At 65.9% G+C, this 16,840-nt stretch carries 21 protein-coding genes; 12 read left to right on the top strand and 9 right to left on the bottom strand.

What is annotated here, in order from left to right:
* Positions 1–5: 5 nt before the first annotated feature.
* Entirely contained in the window at positions 6–956 is a 951-nt protein-coding gene (locus tag G4D77_RS29630) for a LysR family transcriptional regulator (RefSeq protein WP_154834200.1), read from the top strand.
* Positions 957–1,304: 348 nt separating this feature from the next.
* Here the strand turns inward: G4D77_RS29630 and G4D77_RS29625 are convergent, their stop codons facing one another.
* From G4D77_RS29625 to G4D77_RS29615, 3 genes are read right to left on the bottom strand one after another with little or no spacing between them, the layout of a single operon-like run.
* Entirely contained in the window at positions 1,305–1,487 is a 183-nt protein-coding gene (locus tag G4D77_RS29625; protein WP_128422701.1) for a hypothetical protein, read from the bottom strand.
* Between the two features lie 19 nt (positions 1,488–1,506).
* Positions 1,507–1,761: a hypothetical protein gene (locus G4D77_RS29620; protein ID WP_154834199.1), complete on the bottom strand. Its 255-nt coding sequence runs from the start codon at positions 1,759–1,761 to the stop codon at positions 1,507–1,509.
* A gap of 40 nt (positions 1,762–1,801) precedes the next feature.
* Entirely contained in the window at positions 1,802–3,016 is a 1,215-nt protein-coding gene (locus G4D77_RS29615) for an HAF repeat-containing protein (protein ID WP_154834198.1), read from the bottom strand.
* Positions 3,017–3,310: 294 nt separating this feature from the next.
* Here G4D77_RS29615 and G4D77_RS29610 point away from each other — a divergent pair, with 294 nt between their 5' ends.
* Together G4D77_RS29610 and G4D77_RS29605 are read left to right on the top strand one after the other, a co-directional pair.
* Complete coding sequence (locus G4D77_RS29610) at positions 3,311–3,805, top strand: hypothetical protein (RefSeq protein WP_154834197.1); 495 nt, start codon at positions 3,311–3,313, stop codon at positions 3,803–3,805.
* A gap of 237 nt (positions 3,806–4,042) precedes the next feature.
* Complete coding sequence (locus tag G4D77_RS29605) at positions 4,043–5,467, top strand: dihydrolipoyl dehydrogenase (protein ID WP_213757823.1); 1,425 nt, start codon at positions 4,043–4,045, stop codon at positions 5,465–5,467.
* A gap of 28 nt (positions 5,468–5,495) precedes the next feature.
* Here the strand turns inward: G4D77_RS29605 and G4D77_RS29600 are convergent, their stop codons facing one another.
* A complete protein-coding gene (locus G4D77_RS29600; RefSeq protein WP_154834195.1) occupies positions 5,496–7,316 on the bottom strand; it encodes an ABC transporter ATP-binding protein/permease in 1,821 nt (606 codons plus the stop codon).
* A gap of 284 nt (positions 7,317–7,600) precedes the next feature.
* Here G4D77_RS29600 and G4D77_RS29595 point away from each other — a divergent pair, with 284 nt between their 5' ends.
* Both G4D77_RS29595 and G4D77_RS29590 read left to right on the top strand, forming a co-directional pair.
* A complete protein-coding gene (locus G4D77_RS29595) occupies positions 7,601–8,212 on the top strand; it encodes a chromate transporter (RefSeq protein ID WP_017403921.1) in 612 nt (203 codons plus the stop codon).
* Positions 8,209–8,817, top strand: coding sequence for a chromate transporter (locus G4D77_RS29590; RefSeq protein WP_017403920.1), 609 nt, complete (start codon positions 8,209–8,211; stop codon positions 8,815–8,817). The genes G4D77_RS29595 and G4D77_RS29590 overlap by 4 nt, the downstream gene beginning before the upstream one ends.
* A gap of 111 nt (positions 8,818–8,928) precedes the next feature.
* Here the strand turns inward: G4D77_RS29590 and G4D77_RS29585 are convergent, their stop codons facing one another.
* Together G4D77_RS29585 and G4D77_RS29580 are read right to left on the bottom strand one after the other, a co-directional pair.
* On the bottom strand, positions 8,929–9,708 hold the full coding sequence (locus G4D77_RS29585) for an SIR2 family NAD-dependent protein deacylase (protein ID WP_213757822.1): 780 nt from the start codon (positions 9,706–9,708) through the stop codon (positions 8,929–8,931).
* Between the two features lie 57 nt (positions 9,709–9,765).
* Complete coding sequence (locus G4D77_RS29580; RefSeq protein WP_047217002.1) at positions 9,766–10,404, bottom strand: TetR/AcrR family transcriptional regulator; 639 nt, start codon at positions 10,402–10,404, stop codon at positions 9,766–9,768.
* A gap of 222 nt (positions 10,405–10,626) precedes the next feature.
* Here G4D77_RS29580 and G4D77_RS29575 point away from each other — a divergent pair, with 222 nt between their 5' ends.
* From G4D77_RS29575 to G4D77_RS29555, 5 genes are all read left to right on the top strand, one after another.
* Positions 10,627–11,130: a VOC family protein gene (locus tag G4D77_RS29575; protein ID WP_154834193.1), complete on the top strand. Its 504-nt coding sequence runs from the start codon at positions 10,627–10,629 to the stop codon at positions 11,128–11,130.
* 81 nt (positions 11,131–11,211) lie between these two features.
* Complete coding sequence (locus tag G4D77_RS29570) at positions 11,212–11,634, top strand: VOC family protein (RefSeq protein ID WP_034365141.1); 423 nt, start codon at positions 11,212–11,214, stop codon at positions 11,632–11,634.
* 47 nt (positions 11,635–11,681) lie between these two features.
* Positions 11,682–12,065 carry a VOC family protein gene (locus tag G4D77_RS29565; RefSeq protein WP_047217001.1) on the top strand — a complete coding sequence of 128 codons (384 nt, stop codon included), beginning with the start codon at positions 11,682–11,684 and terminating at the stop codon, positions 12,063–12,065.
* 8 nt (positions 12,066–12,073) lie between these two features.
* On the top strand, positions 12,074–12,550 hold the full coding sequence (locus tag G4D77_RS29560; protein ID WP_017403914.1) for an SRPBCC family protein: 477 nt from the start codon (positions 12,074–12,076) through the stop codon (positions 12,548–12,550).
* 25 nt (positions 12,551–12,575) lie between these two features.
* Positions 12,576–12,953 (top strand): DUF1428 domain-containing protein, encoded by a 378-nt coding sequence (locus tag G4D77_RS29555; protein ID WP_047217000.1) that lies wholly within the window; start codon positions 12,576–12,578, stop codon positions 12,951–12,953.
* Here G4D77_RS29555 and rlmB read toward each other — a convergent pair.
* Positions 12,950–13,741, bottom strand: a complete 792-nt coding sequence (rlmB, locus tag G4D77_RS29550) for a 23S rRNA (guanosine(2251)-2'-O)-methyltransferase RlmB (RefSeq protein WP_016447151.1) — start codon at positions 13,739–13,741, stop codon at positions 12,950–12,952. The genes G4D77_RS29555 and rlmB overlap by 4 nt on opposite strands.
* Before the next feature lie 215 nt (positions 13,742–13,956).
* Here rlmB and sstT point away from each other — a divergent pair, with 215 nt between their 5' ends.
* Complete coding sequence (sstT, locus tag G4D77_RS29545) at positions 13,957–15,180, top strand: serine/threonine transporter SstT (RefSeq protein ID WP_126311438.1); 1,224 nt, start codon at positions 13,957–13,959, stop codon at positions 15,178–15,180.
* Positions 15,181–15,220: 40 nt separating this feature from the next.
* Here sstT and G4D77_RS29540 read toward each other — a convergent pair whose 3' ends face one another.
* Positions 15,221–15,931: an ABC transporter ATP-binding protein gene (locus G4D77_RS29540; RefSeq protein ID WP_017403911.1), complete on the bottom strand. Its 711-nt coding sequence runs from the start codon at positions 15,929–15,931 to the stop codon at positions 15,221–15,223.
* A 16-nt stretch (positions 15,932–15,947) separates the two neighbouring features.
* Between G4D77_RS29540 and G4D77_RS29535 the strand changes: the two genes are divergently transcribed.
* On the top strand, positions 15,948–16,613 hold the full coding sequence (locus G4D77_RS29535; RefSeq protein WP_016447154.1) for an arylesterase: 666 nt from the start codon (positions 15,948–15,950) through the stop codon (positions 16,611–16,613).
* A gap of 19 nt (positions 16,614–16,632) precedes the next feature.
* On the opposite strand, the gene G4D77_RS29530 is transcribed toward G4D77_RS29535, so the two are convergent.
* On the bottom strand, positions 16,633–16,818 hold the full coding sequence (locus tag G4D77_RS29530; RefSeq protein WP_016447155.1) for a hypothetical protein: 186 nt from the start codon (positions 16,816–16,818) through the stop codon (positions 16,633–16,635).
* Between the last annotated feature and the right edge of the window lie 22 nt (positions 16,819–16,840).

Below are 16,840 nucleotides of genomic sequence, written 5' to 3'. Positions count from 1 at the left end.
AAATCATGACGCTGGTGCAGCTCAGGCATCTCATATCGGTGGCGCAGACCGGCTCCTTCAGCCGCTCGGCCGAGGCCATGCATCTGACACAGCCGGCCCTCAGCCGCAGCGTGCGCGCGCTGGAGCAGGAGCTGGGCATACCCTTGTTCGACCGCATCGGCCGCCACAGCGAACTCACAGCCTTCGGCCGCGAGATGCTGGGACGGGCGCGCGCCCTGGTGGCCGAAGCCGACGAGCTGCGTGACAGGGGGCGCCAATTGCGCGAGGGTGCGGCCGGCACCGTGCGTGTGGGCCTGGGATCGGGCCCCGGCGCAATATTGATGACGCCGTTCCTGCAGCACATGACCGTGCACCATCCCGGCGTGCGAACCGAGGTGGCGCGCGGCAGCACCGATCTGCTGGTGCACTCGCTACGCGAGCGCCTGCTCGATGCCCTGGTCGTGGACCTGCGCGCGCTGCGGCCCGCCCCTGACCTTGCGCTGGACGTCGTGCACGAAATGCGCGCCGCCTTCATGTGCCGCACCGACCATCCACTCGCCCGCCTGCAGCGGGATCTGCGCTTCGAGGATGTGCAGCGCTACCCCGTCGCCTCCACCCCGCTGAGCGACCAGGTGGCCTGGCTGCTGGTGGAGACCTATGGCGCCACGGCCCACCCGGCGCGGTTCGTCACACTGCAGTGCGAGGAGCTGCCCAGCCTCGTGGACGTTGCGCGCAACAGCGACACCGTGCTGCTGGCCGTTCGCGCCGTCGCCCCGGACCTGGCCGAATTGCCCATGGACCCGCCCATGCGCAGCACCGCCCGCTTCGGGCTGGTCACGCTGCGTCAGCGCAGCGAGGCGCCGACGCTGGCAATCCTGCGAGGCCTGATGAGGAAGTTGATGGCCGACGATGCCCCTGCGCCGGAACAGGCGCCCAGCCATGGCGGAAGGCCGGGCCGCATGGCATTGCCAGACTGATTTGATGCTGGTAATTACTCATCAAATGGCCAAAAAGCAAATCGCAAGCAGGCAAAACAAGCCATGTAAAATTAGACAGTTAGCTTTCAAGCCCTGATCAATGTAGTTCCCTAAAGGAATACCCAAGGCAATAAGCAGCTGTCACCAACTTATTTCTCGCTATCAAAACACTGCCACAAGTATGATAAAAGCCAGCTCCAACTGAACTACCATTTGCATACAGGCTGCTATTTTCCAAATTTATTAGACCATCTTCCGAAAAATAAATATTATTTGCATGCGCCGCAGATGAGGACATTAAAACACCAAATACCACCATAGTGGACAATGATTTTTCATATCGAAATCTCATTTCAACCCCTTTATCTCATCGTTTTTAAATTGATACTGACGAGCAGGAGTCCACAGATTCTGCACACAGCACGCGTTGTTTGTGGACGCCCAGATGATGGCGCGAAAGCTTTCATCGCCCAGTTCGCTGTAGCAAGCCACCATTGCGGTATCGCCTATATTCACCACAGGCGCATTCATACCGCAAACATGCTCATATTCATTTCGCCATCATCTGAAGTGGCATTAGTTCGGTTTTACCTGTATTCGCAGTCATCATTTCCATCAATTTCGACAACTCGCTCGTTCGCGCCATCATCAGGGGCAACATACTATATGAGCCAAAAAAAGCCTGTGCCGCATTGGAGGAGGAAAAATTCTCGAATGAAATGCCGTTCGCTTGCACTGCAGGGGCCCAGAGCCCGCACACAACGATTGCCAGTGTGGTTGCAAGTCTTGGATATCGCATCTTCATGGTATTTCCTTTATGCACGGTGTGAGATGAGGCTCCGCCTTCATGGCGTGCACAGGTTCTGCACGAAGGCATGCGTGGCCAATTGCGCGACTTCGCTCCTTCCTGTCATGTAGCAGCCATCCTGGCTCAGTGCCGAGGCCGCACTGTTCTCGCCGCCTGCGAGGGTTCCCTGGTCCACGGTGCCGCCCAAGGGGGTCCAGGTGATCGCGTGCGAACTTCCGTCGGCCAGTTCGCTGTGGCCTGCCACCGTTCCGTTGTCACCGATATCCACCACACGTGCATTCATGCCGCCAGGCAGCGGAGGAATATCGCGGATGACACCGGTCTGGCTGTTCCAGTAATAGGGCATGCTGCGCCCGTCTGCCAACTGGTAGTGCCCAATCACCTCGCCGAGGATGTTGAGATCGACGCCGCTGTTTCGCGCGGGCGGGGACGATATGGACAGCACCTGCGGACTGGAGGACGAGTTGAGCCAGACGACGGTGCGTCCACCCTGGGCACCGAAATCGCAGTAGCCCATGATGCGGGTATTGACGACGGTCTTTGCGCGGCAGAAGACGGCATTGAGAGGCAGGTTCAGGGCCGTGGCCATATAGCCGCCCAGAACTGCGGCAGACCAATAGACAGGACGCGGATGTCCGCTGTTGTCGGGACAGTTGCCCACGATGCCCGGCATGTTGCCGCCCACCACGAAATTGTCCACATCGGACGGAATGCAGTTGGTGCTGTTCAGGCCCAGCAGGCCTGCCGGCAGCGCGCGTGCCGTGGTTTCATTGTTGCGCCACATGACAGGGCGGGCCGTGTTGCTGCCGCTCAGGCTGACGCCTGCCACATAGCCGCCCTGGTTGAATGCCGTGGGCATGCTGCGCACATCGAGCGTCAGCGGCTGCAGTGTCTGCACCGTGGCCGGCGTGGCCGCATTCCAGAACACCCCCACGGACACCGAATTGCCGTCCAGGCAGCTGCCCACCACCTGGCCGCTGTTGGTGATGGCCGCCGCGTTGCAGTTGCGCCCCGGCGACAGGCGTGCAAGGTCTGCCGCACTGCCCGGCGCCAGCGACACGAAGCCTGCGGACGAGCCGTCGCTCTCTGCACAGGCGCCCACGACATGGCCGCTGTTGTTGATGTCCAGGCCCACGCACTGCGGGCCTGCCGACGTGCCCACGTCCTGCATGGGCAGGGCCTGCGCGGCCGGCAGTGCCAGCAACGCAAGGCACGCAACGGAAAAATTCAAATGCTTTGGCTGAAGGCGCATGAAGGGTTCTCCTGAAAAAGCAAAGAAGTCGTTCATGGAAATCGGGTGCCGAACAGGAAATCCGCATGGGGCTTGGCATATGCGCGCCGGTGCAGACGCTATTTCCGTGATCCGCGTCCCGGCCCCACGATAGGCATCGCGGTATGGAGCCGTCCATCCGAGCAGCAATCAAAACAACAAAAACAATCAACAAAATCAAAAGCTTGCACAAGAATCCCCCATCAATAATTGTCTCATCGGCATCCGGGATTCAGGCCATGCCACAGCGCAGCGCCATATGAATGGGAGCTTTCCATGGCAATCACACACTGCCTGACATCCGACAGCGCATGGCCGAATGGCGCAATTCGCCGCCGCTGGAGTCCCGCAGAACTGCTTGCACTCGAACGCTGGGCCGGCGTCCTGCCCGTGCAGGTGATCTGCCTCCGGCTGGACCGCAGCGAACGCTCCGTTCGCTGCCAGATGCACAGGCGCCGCCTGAGCACCCGGGTCCGCGAAGGCGTCGGGCTGCGGCAGGTCTGCGAGGATCTGCAGCTGTCCGCACGGTCGGTGAAGGCCTTCATCCTCGATGGCCGCTTGCGCCTGCACAGCGCACAGGTGCATGGTGGGGTTATGGCGCAGCTTGATTGGTCCTTGCGCCGCTGGCTGCAGACGGCGCAAAGCCGCTTGTGCCGTGTCAGCCATTTGAGGGTTACCGAGACATCCCTCAGGCGCTTTGCGCGGGAAGCGGATTTCGGAGCATCAGGCAGCCGCACGGACGCGGCATGGCAACACTGGGCATCCGGCTAGCCTCTGCGCGGCAGGGGCCGGGCCCTGAATGTCCAGCAGCGGTTTCGGCCCTTCGCCTACGACTGCCGCGAGCGCCAGCATGCAGACTGGCACGCATGTCCCATGGCAGGCGAGGCAGTCATCTCGACCATCTGTCGGCACTTCAGTCGGCACTCCCGTCGGCACACCTTTCGGCACATCCACCGGCAGCGGACACCTCCACGGGACCTGGTGCCACAGTCAAAGGAATCAGACAGCATGAAAAACCCACCCACCACCGCCCTCGACGTGATCATCGTCGGTGCCGGCTCGGCCGGACTGTCGGCGCTGCGCGAGGTGCGCAAGCACACGGAGCATTTCGCCATCGTCAACGACGGGCCCTGGGGGACGACCTGTGCGCGGGCGGGATGCATGCCGTCCAAGTTGCTGATCGAGGCGGCCAACGCCTTCCATGCACGCCATCACTTCGATGCCTTCGGCATACGCGGCGCGAGCGGGCTGCAGCTGGACCTGCCCGCCGTTTTGCGCCGCGTGCGCAAGCTGCGCGACGAGTTCGTGGCAAGCACGATCAAGGCCACGGAGGGCCTGGGCTGGCGGGCCATCGACGGGCGTGCCAGGCTGCTGGCAGCCAATCGGATCGAGGTCAATGGCAAGGTGCTGGCTGCGCGCAAGCTCATCCTCGCTCCGGGCTCCAGCCCCGTGGTGCCGGAGGAATGGAAGCGCTTTGGCAAGCGCATCCTGACCACCGACACCTTGTTCGAACGCAAGACGCTGGGCCCGCGCGTGGCCGTCGTCGGCCTGGGTCCGCTGGGCGTGGAGATTGCACAGGCGCTGGCGCGGCTGGGACTGGAGGTCACCGCACTGGGACGCGGTCCGAAGCTGGCCGGCCTGTCCGACCCGAATGTCACCGACGCATTGCGGCATCTGCTTGAGAAAGAGATGACGGTGATCACCGACCATGAAGTGCAGTTGAGCAAGGGCCCGGACAGCAGCATCGTCGTGCGTGCAGGCGATGCCCGCATCGTCGTGGACCATGTGGTGGCCGCCATGGGTCGGCGCCCGCAGCTCGAAGGCCTGGGCCTTGAGACGCTGGGACTTGAGCTGGACGAACACGGCCAGCCGCCCGTAAGCCGCGAGACACTGCAGGTCGGCGAGCTGCCGCTGTTCCTCGCGGGCGATGCCAATGGCGACCGCCCCTTGCTGCATGAGGCCGTGGACGAAGGCCATATTGCCGGCACCAACGCCATGGCAGAGAACGTGGCCTGCTTCGAGCGGCGCACGCCGCTGTCCATCGTCTTCAGCTCGCCCAACGCGGCCGTCGTGGGCCAGCCCATGAAGGCGCTGCTGGGGCAGGACTTCGTGGTGGGCCGCGTGGATTTCGCGCACCAGGGGCGTGCGCGCGCTGCGCAGCACAACGCGGGCCTGCTTCACGTCTATGCGGACCCGGCCAGCGGCCGGCTGCTGGGCGCGGAAATGTGCGCGCCGGCCGGCGAGCATCTGGCCCATCTGCTGGCCCTGGCCGTGCAGCAGCAACTGACCGTGCACGAGTTGCTGCGTGCGCCCATCTATCACCCCGTGCTGGAAGAGGGCCTGCGCACCGCCTTGCGCGATGCGGTGCGCCAGCTGCCCCAGCAGCCGCCCTCCGACCTGAGCAACTGCGATTCTTTGCCCATGGACGATTGATCGCGCGCGGCCCAGGGCCGCACGCGGATCAATCCTGGGGCGCGCTCTGCGGTGCGCTTCCTTCCGACAGCGTCCAGCCGCCATTGCCATCGACCGCCAGCGCGTGGGTATGGAAACCCGCCAGCGTGCTGCGGTGGCCCACGCTCACCAGCATGGTCGAGCGCATCTGCTCGCGCAGCAGCGTGTACAGCGCATGCTCCAGGCCCTCGTCCATGGCCGAGGTGGATTCATCGAGAAAGACGATGGCGGGCCGGTTGAACAGCACGCGCGCAAAGGCCAGGCGCTGCTGCTCGCCAATCGACAGGATGCGGGACCAATCCTGGTTGACATCCAGCTTGTCGGCCAGATGGGCCAGGCTGACCTGGCGCAGCGCCTGTTGAAGGCGCTCGTCGTCCTGCGGTGAAGCATCCATCGGATAGGCAATGGCCGTACGCAGGTCCCCCAGCGGCAGATACGGGCGCTGCGACAGGAACAGCGCCTGGTGGCCGCCCGGGCGGCCCACCGTGCCCTGGGCATGCGGCCACAGGCCGGCAATGGACCGCAGCAAGGTGGTCTTGCCGCTGCCCGAAGGCCCCTTGATCAGCAGCGCCTGGCCGGGAGTGAGCTTGAGTTGCAGGTCGCTGAGCAGGTGGTGGCCGTCCGGGCGGCTGACCTGCAGACCCTCGATGTCCAGGGCGCCGGGTTGATCTTTGTGGACGACCTGGGGCAGTTCGCGGGTCTGGGCATTGGCATCCAGAAAGCCGCACAGGCGGTCCAGCGCGGCGCGGTACTGGGCGAAGGTGTCGTAGGAGGTGCGGAAAAATGACAGCGCATCCTGCACCTGCCCGAAGGCCTGCGAGGTCTGCATCACATCACCGAGCTTGATGGCACCGCTGAAAAAGCGCGGCGCCTGCAGCAGAAAGGGAAAGACCACGGCCACTTGGTTGACGGTGAGGTTGAAGCCGTCGAACTTCAGGCTGCGGTAGACCAGCGCCCAGACATTGGCGATCAACGCCGAAAAGCGCGTCAAAAGCGTGTTGCGCTCGATGGCCGCGCCCTGGTAGAAGGCGATGTTCTCCGCATATTCGCGCACGCGCACCAGGGCGTAGCGGAAGTTGGCGGTCAGCCTCTCGTTCAGGAAGTTCAGCCGGATCAGCGGCTGGCCCAGGCGAAAGGCGATCAGCGTGGCGACGATCACATAGAGGTAGACCGCGAACACCATGGCCCGCGGAACCTCCACGCCCGCCACCGCGATGGGCGCGGACAGCCCCCAGAGAATGCCCGTGAACGCCACCAGCGAGACCACCGCGCTGACGGCACCCAGCGCCAGGGTCAGCGAGTTCGAGACAAAGGTGTTCACATCCAGCTCGATGCGCTGGTCGGGGTTGTCCACCGGCTCGTCCAGGAAGTGGCTGCGATAGTAGGCATCGCCGCGCATCCAGTCGGTGGTCACGCGCTCGTTGAGCCAGACCCGCCAGCGGATGCGAAACGCTTGGTTCACATAGAAATTGAACAGCTCGCGCAGGATGTGGACCGTGGCCAGCACCGCAAAGATGCCCAGGAAGCGCCAAAAGCCCTTCTGGTCCAGTTCCTGCAGCGCGCTGTAGAAGCCGTTGTACCAGTAGGAAAACAGCACGTTCATGCGCACCGAGACCAGGGCCAGCACCAGCAGCAGCGTGAACACCAGCAGCGGCCACCAGCTGTTTCTGGGGTGCAGGAACGGGCCGGCCAGCTGCCAGAACTGCCGACCCCAGCGGGTGAATCGAACCACCAGCAGCGCCACGGCCGCGAAAGCCACGACGGTGATCACTGAGGCCGCCGCCAGCCAGACCAGGCTTTCCTGCAGCGCCTTGCTCCAATCCATGTCCATGTCGGAGATCCTCGGGTTGTGTGGGTGGAGAGAATCTACTCCTGTTCAGACAGGCCGGCGGGCAGGCCTGGGCGCATGCCGGCAGCAAGCCATCTGCGCTTGCAATGCCCCCATCGCCGTTGCCGATGGGGCCGCTGCCGACAAGGCCGCTGCGCAGGATTAACATTCCGTGCGTGCCGCCCCGGCGGCAGGCACGAAGACAGGACCGGCCCGCGCGGTTCCCCCACGACAACAGCGATGCCCTCCCGGGGCCCTGCCCGGGCGGCTCAGACACAAGCCAGAACATGCCCGCATCGCCGCCCCAGGCCCACCCGCCACACGACCCCGCCGATGTGCCGGCCCGGCGCCCCGCCCCCGCCAATCTGCGCGATCTGTTCTGGTCCTTCACATGGCTGGCCCTGCAGGGCTTTGGCGGTGTGCTGGCCGTGGTACAGCGCGAGCTGGTCGAGAAAAAGCGCTGGCTGACCAATGAAGAGTTTGTGGAGGACTGGGCCGTGGCCCAGATCATGCCCGGCCCCAATGTGGTCAACCTGTCCATCACCATTGGCGAGCGCTACTTCGGCTGGCGCGGTGCCGTGGTGGCCGTGTGCGGCATGCTGTGCTTTCCCATGCTGCTGGTGCTGACGCTGACCGTGATCTATTCCCAGCTGGCCGACCACCCCGCCGTGGCCGGCGCGCTGCGCGGCATGGGCGCCGTCGCAGCCGGCCTGGTGGCGGGCATGGGCCTGAAGCTGGCCAGCACGCTGAGCCGCCACCCGCTGGGGCGCTGGTGCAGCGCGGGCCTGGCGCTGGCCTCGTTCATTGCCATGGCGGTGATGCGCATTCCGCTGGCCTGGGTGCTGCTGGTGGTCGGCGGCGCGGGTTGCGTGCTGACCTGGAGAAAGCTCACGCCATGAATGCTGCCCACCAGATTGCACTGAGCCTGCAGCCCGCCGACTGGTTGCAGTTGCTGCTGTATTTCCTGACGCTGTCGCTGATGGCCGTGGGCGGGGCCATTGCCACGGCGCCCGACATGCACCGTTTTCTGGTCGATGGCCATGGCTGGCTCAGCGAGGCGCAGTTCAGCTCCTCCATCGCCATTGCCCAGGCGGCGCCCGGGCCCAATGTGCTGTTCATCGCCCTGCTGGGATGGAACCTGGGCCTGAACGCAGGCGGAGGCACGGGCCTGCTGGCCTGGGCCTTTGGAGCACTGGGCGTGACCATCTGCATGGTGGGCATCCTCTTGCCCAGTTCGCTGCTGGCCTGGCAGGCATCGCGCTGGGGCCAGCGCAACAGGAACCGGCGCGGCGTGCGGGCCTTCAAGCAGGGCATGGGCCCTCTGGTCATCGGCCTGCTGCTGGCCACGGGCTGGCTGCTGGGCACGGGCAGCGGCCGCCCCGCCCAGGATTGGCGCCTGTGGCTGCTGACCCTGGTCTGCGCCCTGCTGGTCTGGCGCACGCGCATCCACCTGCTGTGGCTGCTGGGCGCCGGCGCGGCGCTGGGAGCGCTGGGCTGGATCTGAGCGGATGCGCGAGAGGGAGGGGACTGCCCCGGTTGTGCGTCAAAAGAAGCCGCCATGGCGCAAGCCCCTTCCCTCCCCCTGGGCCGCGTCGGGCGGCCTGCCCCTCCGCCTTCAGTCGCCCAGCAGCAGCGGCAGCACCTGTGCCGACGGGCCGCGCAGGCATTGGTGGGCCGCGTCATCCAGCTCGGACGGTGCGGGATTGATCACGGCCACATGTGCGCCCGCCCTGCGTGCGATTCGCGCCAGCCCTGCAGCCGGGTACACGGCGCCCGATGTGCCCACCACCAGCAGCACATCGCAGTGCTGCACCGCCGCCTCCGCGGCCTGCCACACGCCCATGGGCAGGGACTCGCCGAACCAGACCACGCCCGGGCGCACCAGGTTGCCGCAGACGGCGCACTGCGGCGGCTCGCCCGGCTTCACCTGGGCCAGATCGCAGCATGCGCGCGGCCTTTCCAGCCAGCGGTCCCGCATCAGCTCACCATGCAGGCACAGCACGCCGGGGCTGCCTGCGCGCTGGTGCAGGCCATCGACGTTCTGCGTGATCAGCGTCATGCGGCCCGGGTGGCGCAAGGCCCATTGCGCCAGCGCATGGTGGCCGGCGTTGGGCTGCACCGCGGCCACGGCTTCGCGCCGGTGCGCATACCACTGCCAGACGCGCTGCGGATGCGCGCGAAAGCCTGCCTCGCTGGCCATGTCCTGCGGGTTGAACTGTGCCCAGTAGCTGTTCTTGTCGTCGCGAAAGGTGGGTACGCCGGATTCGGCGCTGACGCCTGCGCCCGTGAGCACCGCGATATGGGCTGCACGCGCGATGCGGTCGCGCAGCTCGCCCTGGCCGGCCAGTTCAGGCTCGGCGGGGGAAGGCGAGGAAAGGGAATGTTCGTCGGGCATCGGGGCGGCGATGGAAAAAAGGCAGGCCATTGTGAGGCAGTGTCGCCCCGCCACGCATCAAATGCCTTTTTCCACCATCTCCAGCAGGCGCAGCGCCAGCGCGCGCCGCTGCTCGGCGGTGGCGTGGCGCAGCGGCCCGTCTATCACCAGCAAGGCCATGCCGTGCACCGCGGACCAGGCCAGGAACTCGGCCTGGGGCCGGCGCTCGGCAGGCATCACGCCGGCCTCGGCCATGCTGTCCAGCGCATAGCCCAGCAGCTCGAACGGGTTCAGTCCCATGGCCGCTGCACGCGTGGTGTCGGGCGGCAGGTCCACGTCGTACTCGACCGAAGCAAAGGCCGTGCGAAACCAGCCGGTCTCCGTCTGGGCAAAGCCCAGATAGCCGCGCCCCACGGCAGCCAGCAGCGCGCGTGAGCGCTGCAGCACATCGGGCAGGGTGCGCGCCTGGGCCATTTCGGCCTCGATGGCTGCGGCCAGTGCGCCCAGGGCCGCAGCGCGCACGGCATCAAACAGCGCCTGGCGGTTGGCAAAGTGACGATAGGCTGCATTGGGCGCCACGCCCGCCCGGCGCGTGGCCTCGCGCAGCACGATCGCCTGGGGACCGCCTTCACGCGCCAGCGCCAGGCCAGCCTCGACCAGGGCCTGGCGCAGGTCGCCATGGTGATATGACTCACGCCTGACACGTCGCTGCGTCACTGTTTTGCTTCCTTTTTTCTGCGTGGCCACATCACCCGAGAGGGAAGACAGCCCTGCCCCGCCGATTTACAGCTTGACACCGAAGCTGACAGCGCTTGATGTGGACAGCGTCCATTTTAGTCCCTAGCATATGTGAACGGCGTACACACGCCGGGCAGAAATCGATAAAAAGCCGGCATCGAACGGCATAAAACGGTTATCACCGTCACCAAGGAGACAAGCATGGCTTTGCACACCGGCCGCATACAGCCCTGCCTCTGGTTCGACAACCAGGGCGAGCAGGCGGCGCGCTTCTATACGGAAGTCTTTCCCGATTCCCGCATCACGGCCATTGCGCGCTACGGCGAAGCAGGCCACGACATCCACGGCAGGCCGGTGGGCAGCGTGATGACGGTGCAATTCGAGCTGGAAGGCCAGCCCTTTCTGGCGCTCAACGGCGGCCCCATGTTCCGCTTCAACGAGGCCGTCTCGCTGATGGTCAGTTGCGATACGCAGGACGAGATAGACCACTACTGGGGCGCCCTGTCCGAGGGCGGCGACCCGGCGGCGCGTCAATGCGGCTGGCTCAAGGACCGCCATGGCCTGTCGTGGCAAATCGTTCCGTCCCAGATGGCGAGCTGGATGGGAGGCCCCGACATGGCCGCCGCCCAGCGTGTGATGCAGGCCCTGCTGGGCATGCAAAAGCTGGACATCGCCGCTCTTGAGCGCGCGCATGACGGCGGCTGAAGCCTCCTGGCCCCCTCCTCCCGTCGTCCCGCCCTCCCGTTCCTCCACTCCCCTCGCCACCGTCCCTCCCAGGAGCGTTCCATGCAATTCATCCCCTATCTGAACTTCAACGGCAACTGCGCCGAGGCCTTCGCCTTCTACGCCAGGCTGTTCGGCGGCACCATCGTGCACCAGAGCACCTTTGGCGAGACGCCGGGCATGGAGCAGATGCCCGAGGCCGACAAGCGCCTGATCATGCATGCCCACCTGCAGATCAAGGACCAGGCGCTGATGGCCTCGGACGCCACCGACAACTGCGGTGGCGGCGGCTACCAGCAAGCCCAGGGCATGTGGATCTCGATCGGCGTGGACGACGCCACCGAAGGCGGCCGCATCTTCAACGCGCTGGCCGAAGGCGGCAAGGTGACCATGCCCTTCCAGGCCACGTTCTGGTCGCCGGGCTTTGGCATGGTGACGGACCGCTTCAACACACCCTGGATGGTCAACGTCAAGGGCGAGGCCTGAACAAGGCCGGCCGACACATTGCCTCTGTCACCCACGAAGGAGTCCTCATGAACGCCAATCCCGTCGTCTGGTTCGAGATCCATGTGCAGGACATGGCGCGTGCGCGCCGGTTCTATGAAACCGTCTTCCAAGGCAAGCTGGAGCACCTGCCCGCGCCCGATGGCTCCGACAGCCAGGAGATGCTGTCCTTTCCGATGGACATGACAGGCCCCGGCGCGGGCGGAATGCTGGTGCGGATGGACGACGCACCTTCCGGCGGCGGCGGCACGCTGGTCTATTTCGGCTGCGAGGACTGCGCCATAGAACAGGGCCGCGTCGAGGCCGCAGGCGGGCGCATCGAGCAGGCCAAATTCTCCATCGGCCCCCACGGCCACTGCGCCGTCGTGGTGGACACCGAGGGCAACCGCATCGGCCTGCACTCCATGCAATGAGGAGCACCATGACAGCACAAGACCTTCCCGAACACGCCAACGACCTGGTGCTCACGCGCCTGTTCGACATCCCCGCCGACAGGCTCTACCGCTGCTGGACCGAGCCGGCGCTGATCCAGCAATGGTTTGCACCCAGCCCCTGGAGCGTGGCCCGGGTGGACAACGACGTGCGGCCCGGCGGCCACAGCCTCATCGTCATGCGCAGCCCCGAAGGCCAGGAGATGCCCGGCAGCGGTGTCTACCTGGAAGTCATTCCCAACCGGCGCCTGGTCTTCACCGACGCCTTCACCCAAGGCTGGGTGCCAGCCGACAAGCCCTTCATGACGGGCATCGTCACCTTCGACCCCGAAGGCAGCCAGACCCGCTATACCGCCCGGGTGCGCCATTGGAATGCCGCCGACCGCGCCCAGCACGAGGCCATGGGCTTTCACAGCGGCTGGGGCCAGTGCGCAGACCAGTTGGCGGAACTCGCAGCCCGGCTCTGACGCCGGTTTTCACCAGGAGAGCACCATGCACTACATCGACGGATTCGTACTGCCCGTTCCCCGGGCCAACCTGCAGGCCTACCGCGAGGTGGCCGAGGCCGCAGGCAAGGTCTGGATGGAATACGGAGCGCTGCAGTACTGGGAATGCGCGGGCGACGACGTGCCCATGGGCAAGCTGACCTCGTTTCCCCAGGCCGTGCAGCTCAAGGAAGGCGAGATCGTGTTCTTTTCATGGATCGTCTATGCCTCGCGCGCGGAGCGCGACCGCATCAATGCCGCCGTCATGAAGGACCCGCGCATTGCCTCCATGGACCCGGCCACCATGCCCTTCGACGCCAAGCGCATGTTCTGGGGCGGCTTCGAGAGCGTGGTGGAGCTGGGCGCCGGCGGCGCGCCAGCCTAGATCTGGTCGGCCGGGGCGGCGGATACGGCAGGCGTGGTGCCCAGGCCGCGCTGGCGCAGCGCCTCGTACAGGCACACGCCGCTGGCCACGGACACATTGAGGCTGGAGACGGCGCCCATCATGGGAATGCCGATCAGCTCGTCGCAGGTCTTGCGCGTGAGCTGGCGCATGCCGTCGCCTTCTGCGCCCAGCACCAGGGCCGTGGGGCCCTTGAGGTCCACCTCGTACAGGGTCTTGGGCGCATCGTCGCTGGTGCCGATGATCCAGATGTCGCGCTCCTTGAGCTCGTTGAGCGTGCGCGCCAGATTGGTGACCATGAAATAGGGCACGGTCTCGGCCGCGCCGCTGGCCACCTTGGCCACGGTGGCGTTCACGCCCACCGCATGGTCCTTGGGCGCAATCACCGCATGGGCGCCTGCGCCATCGGCCACGCGCAGGCAGGCCCCCAGGTTGTGCGGATCGGTCACGCCGTCCAGCACCAGCAGCAGCGGGTTGCTGACGCCATCGGCCTCCAGCTGCTCCAGCAATTCGTCCAGCGAATGCACCTGGGCCACCGCCTCCACGCGCGCGGCCACGCCCTGGTGGCCGTGGCTGCCGGCGAGCTTGGCCAGGCGTTCGCCGTCTGCCTCGATCAGCCGGACGCCGGCCGACTTGGCGCGGTCGAGGAACTGGCGCATGCGCGCATCGCGGCGCGTGGCCTCGTAGTAGACCTCGATGATGGATTGGGGCGCGGTCTTCATGCGCACGCCGACGGCGTGGAAGCCGAAGAGAACTTTGGGGGACGACATGGGGCGCGATTATCCCGCCAATTGGGCGCAGCCCCGGCACCCGCCGGACGAAGCCCGTCTGCACGCAACGGCTCCTGTGGTTTTTACGTAGCCGCTACACTGCGCGGGTTGGCCGCTTTCCAGCGGGCCCCTCTCATTGCGGCATGCACCGAAGCCACGGGCATGCCGCTTTGCATTTTTCATCGCCCTGTTTTTCCATTTCTTTCTCAACCATCATGCTCAAAGCCTTTCTTGCCTGGCTTGCCCGCACCAGCCTGGTGGGCCAGATCGCCATCAGTCTGGTCGCCGGCGGCCTGTTGGCCTGGCTCTGGCCCGAGGCCGCCCAGTCCGTATCCCTGCTGGGGACGCTGTTCATCTCCGCCCTCAAGGCCGTTGCCCCTGTCCTGGTGCTGCTGCTGGTGGTCTCGGCCACCAGCAACCACCGGCCCGGCCACGCCACGCAGATACGGCCCATCCTGTGGCTGTATGTGCTGGGCACCTTTGCCGCGGCCGTGGTGGCCGTGGTGGCCAGCATGGCCTTCCCGTCCACCATCCAGTTCAAGGACGCCGCCTCCGCCCAGGGCGCGCCTGGGCGCATTGGTGAAGTGCTGATGGCCCTGGTGCAAAGCGCCTTCGACAACCCGGTACGCGCGCTGATGAATGCCAACTACATCGGCATCCTTGCCTGGGCAGTGGCCATGGGCCTGGCCCTGCGCCACGCCTCTGAGACCACGCGCGCCGTGATGCATGACCTGGGCCAGGCCATCACCCGCGTGATCCAGGGCGTGATCCGCCTGGCGCCGCTGGGCATCTTCGGCCTGGTGGCGGGCACCTTTGCCCAGTCGGGCCTGGAAAAGCTGCTGGACTATGCCCACCTGCTGGCCGTGCTGCTGGGCTGCATGCTCTTCGTGGCCCTGGTGGTCAATCCGTTCATCGTCTGGACGCAGACGCGCCGCAATCCCTATCCCCTGGTGCTGACCTGCCTGCGCGAGAGCGCGGTCACGGCCTTCTTCACGCGCAGCTCGGCCGCCAACATCCCGGTGAACCTGGCGCTGGCCAAGCGCCTGGGCCTGGATGAGGACACCTACAGCGTCTCCATCCCGCTGGGCGCCACCATCAACATGGCCGGCGCCGCCGTCACCATCAGCGTGCTCTCGCTGGCTGCGGCCCATACCCTGGGCATCCAGGTCGATCTGCTGACCGCCATCTTGCTGTGCGTGGTGTCCGCGGTGTGCGCCTGCGGCGCCTCGGGCGTGGCCGGTGGCTCGCTGCTGCTGATTCCGCTGGCCTGCAGCCTGTTCGGCATCTCCAACGATCTGGCCATGCAGGTGGTGGGCGTGGGCTTTGTGATCGGCGTGATCCAGGACTCGGCCGAAACCGCACTCAACTCCTCCACGGACGTGATCTTCACGGCCGCGGCCTGCGAGGCGGCCGGGCGGCGCGAAGCTGTCGCCGCCTGAGGTCCTGCCACTGGTTGCAGCCGCTTGACCCGGCGGCCGATCAGGCCGCCAGCGCCTGCCCCTCTTCGATGCTGGCGACGCGGCCGGCCTCGATGGTCACGCGCCGCTCGCAGCGCGCGGCGATGGCTCGGTCATGCGTGACCATGACCAACGTGGTGCCGCGCTCACGGTTGAGCGCGAACATCAGCTCCATGATGGTTTCGCCGGTCGCAAAGTCCAGGCTGCCCGTGGGCTCGTCGGCCAGCAGCACGGCGGGCTCGACCACGAAGGCGCGGGCCAGCGCCACACGCTGCTGCTCACCGCCCGACAGCAGCTTGGGATAGTGGCCCAGGCGCTGGCCCAGCCCCACGCGCTCCAGCATTTCGGTGGCGCGGCGGCGGGCGTCGCGGCTGCCGGCCAGCTCCAGCGGCAGCATCACGTTCTCCAGCGCCGTCAGATTGCCCAGCAGCTGGAAGCTCTGGAAGACAAAACCCAGCTTCTGCGCACGCACGGCAGCGCGCGCATCCTCGTCCAGCGCAAACATGTCCTGGCCCTGCAGCCGCACCGTGCCGCGCGTGGGCGTATCCAGGCCTGCGAGTATGGACAGCAGCGTGCTCTTGCCCGAGCCCGAGGCACCGACGATGGCCACGGTTTCCCTTGCCGCGAAGCGCAGATCGATATCCCTCAGAATATCCAGTGTTCCGGTCGAATCGCTGACCGACTTGAAGACATGCTCGACTTCGATCAGGGGCTGGGCAGTGCTTTGTGACATGGAGGATGGGAAGACGATGCAAGACAAGCTGCGCGCAATGCGCCGACGCCGCCACTTTATCTCGGCCGGCTTGGCCTTCGGTCTGCTGGGTACTTGGACGGCCATGCCCGCCCGGGCTGCAGACGCCGGCCCGTTGCTGGTGCTGGGCGATTCGCTGAGTGCCGAGTACGGTCTGGCCCGCGGAACGGGCTGGGTGGCGCTGCTGCAAAAGCGCCTGCAGGAGAGCCAGAAAAATGTGCCGCTGGTCAACGCCAGCGTGAGCGGCGAGACCACCTCGGGCGGCCGCTCGCGCCTGCCGGCCCTGCTCAAGCAGCACAAGCCGTCGGTGGTGGTGATCGAATTGGGAGGCAACGATGCGCTGCGCGGCCTGCCGCTGCAAAGCACCCAGGGCAATCTCGACGCCATGGTACGCGCGGCCCGTGATGCCGGGGCCAAGGTGCTGCTGGTGGGCATGCAGGTGCCTCCCAACTACGGCAGCGGCTATACGCGCCAGTTCGAGCAGTTGTTCTCCAAGGTGGCGCAAGAGCAGAAGGTACCGCTCGTGCCCTTCCTGCTGGCCGGTATAGGCGATGCGGCCGACTCGGCCCAGTGGTTCCAGGCTGACCGCATCCACCCCACGGCCAAGGCCCAGCCGCGCATGCTGGACAACGTCTGGCCACAGCTCAGCAAACTGCTGCCCTGAGCACAGGGCAGCCAGGCTGTCAGCTGCTGCGGCCTTCCTCGCCGGAATGCGCCGCTGCGGGGGATGCCTGGTCTTCACCCGCCATACCGCCGCCCTCATGGTCGTCGGGTTTTCTTTCGGCCTTGGCCTTCTCCTTTTCAAGCTTCTTCTGCTTCTTGGCCAGTTCGCGCTGGCGTTTTTCATAGGCGTAGTTGGGTGTCGCCACAGGTGGACTCCTCTGTTGTTGC

Origin of the sequence: Delftia sp. WY8, assembly GCF_018437695.1 — a bacterium.
GTDB lineage: Bacteria > Pseudomonadota > Gammaproteobacteria > Burkholderiales > Burkholderiaceae_C > Comamonas > Comamonas tsuruhatensis.
This window is presented reverse-complemented; position numbering and strand designations above follow the sequence as displayed.